At 69.0% G+C, this 1,108-nt stretch carries 1 protein-coding gene; it reads left to right on the top strand.

Annotation, left to right across the window (positions count from 1 at the left end; all coding sequences use genetic code 11):
* A partial coding sequence (locus tag ACNPM4_RS16460) for an amino acid permease (RefSeq protein ID WP_448986395.1) occupies positions 1 to 1,108 on the top strand: 1,108 nt, incomplete at both ends.

The raw sequence follows: 1,108 nt of genomic DNA, 5'->3' as shown, positions 1-1,108 counted from the left end.
CTTCAGTTCCTACGCCCAGAAGGCGATGGGCCGCAGCGCCGGCAGTGCGGTCGGATGGCTCTACTGGATCCAGCTGGTCGTCGTGATCGCCGCCGAGGCGACGGGCGCCGGCGCCATCGTGGCCAACTGGACGCCGGGCATCCCCGCCTGGGTGTGGGTGCTGATCTTCGTCGTGGCGCTCACCGCCGTGAACCTGTTCGGTGTGCGCAACTACGGCCGCTTCGAGTTCTGGTTCGCGGCGATCAAGGTCGCGGCGATCATCGCCTTCCTGATCGTGGGCGTGTGCGCGATCATCGGGCTCATCCCCGGCGTGCCGGCGACCGGCATCGCGAACCTCGTCGACAACGGCGGCTTCGCCCCGAACGGCATCGCCGGCATCGCGGGCGCCCTGCTCATCGTGGTGTTCGCGTTCGGAGGCACCGAGGTCGTCGCGATCGCCGCTGCCGAGTCGAACGACCCCGCGCACAACATCCGCCGCATCGTGCGCGAGGTGCTCGTGCGCATCCTCGTGTTCTACGTCGGATCGATCTTCGTGATCGTGGCCGTACTGCCGTGGAACGATCCCGCGGTCAAGGACGGCCCGTTCTCGGCGGTGCTCGAGACCCTGAACGTGCCCGGCGTCGGTCTCGTGATGGACCTGATCGTGATCGTCGCGCTGCTGTCGGCCATGAACGCCAACATCTACGGTGCCTCCCGCATGGCGTACTCGCTGGGGGAGCGCGGACTCGCCCCGCTGGCCGCGACCCGCACCAGCCTCAAGGGCGTGCCGTTCGTCGCCGTGCTGGCCTCGGTCGCCTTCGGCTTCGTGACGGTCGGGCTCAACTGGGCCTTCCCCGACGTCGTCCTCCCCGCGCTCCTGAACGTGGTCGGCTCGACGCTGCTCGTGATCTGGACGTCCACGGCGGTCGCGCAGATCATCCTCCGCACCCGCGCGGATCGCACGGGCGAGGAGATGCCGATGCGGATGTGGGGCTTCCCGTGGTTGTCGTGGCTGTGCCTGGTGCTGCTCGCCGCGGTGATCGCACTCGCGATGATCGACCCGGCCGCGCGCATCCAGTTGCTTTTGACCCTCGCCCTCACCGGTGTGCTCCTCCTCGTCGCCCGCGCG

This window comes from Microbacterium umsixpiens (genome assembly GCF_053543675.1).
This window is presented reverse-complemented; position numbering and strand designations above follow the sequence as displayed.